The sequence below is a fragment of the Vibrio sp. 1727 genome (assembly GCF_033344415.1).
GTDB classification, from domain to species: Bacteria; Pseudomonadota; Gammaproteobacteria; order Enterobacterales; family Vibrionaceae; genus Vibrio; species Vibrio alginolyticus.
On sequence record NZ_JAWPOT010000349.1, the window covers coordinates 1 to 652 of the forward strand.

Sequence of the window (652 nt, forward strand, 5' to 3'; positions counted from 1 at the left end):
TGGTTTGTCGCAAGCTGATTGAACAGATCGAATCGCAAGTGGAATTGGTCTATCTACCCAATCCTGTGCTCAACGGAGAGCAATTACAGTTTGCCGTGGCAAGAGAGCTAGGTATTGATAATGACGATCCATTGCGCATTGTTTCTTTAATTCAAGAACACTTGATTCGTGTGCATTCAACCGGGAAGAAAACCGTTCTGATCGTCGATGAAGCTCAAGCTCTTTCTCCTGAGGCTTTAGAAACACTGCGCTTGTTCGGCAATTTAGAAACCGAGCAAGACAAATTGATTCAGTTGGTACTTTTCGGTCAGCCTGAATTGGATGAACGCTTGTCCATGCACGAATTACGGCAGTTTCGTCAACGCATTACGTTCAGTTGTGGGCTGCGTCCGTTGTCTGTCGATGAAGGGGTTGCGTACATCAATAATCGCTTAGACAAAGCGGGTAATGGGGCGCACATTTTCTCCATTGAACAGAAAAAAGCGATTTGGCGTTCAGCCATGGGCATACCAAGGTTGATCAACCAAATTAGTCATAAAGCTCTGTTAGCTGCGTTTAATGACCGTTGTACCTTACTGAAAAATCATCACGTTTATGCGGCTATGCACGATACGTTTGATGCTCGTAAACCTAAGTTTAAAACACCCGTATT

The 652-nt window shown here is 44.3% G+C and carries 1 protein-coding gene; it reads left to right on the top strand.

Going from position 1 to position 652, the window contains the following annotated elements:
- Positions 1-652: ExeA family protein (locus R8O10_RS25675; RefSeq protein WP_318192018.1), on the top strand; the 652-nt coding region annotated here is incomplete at both ends.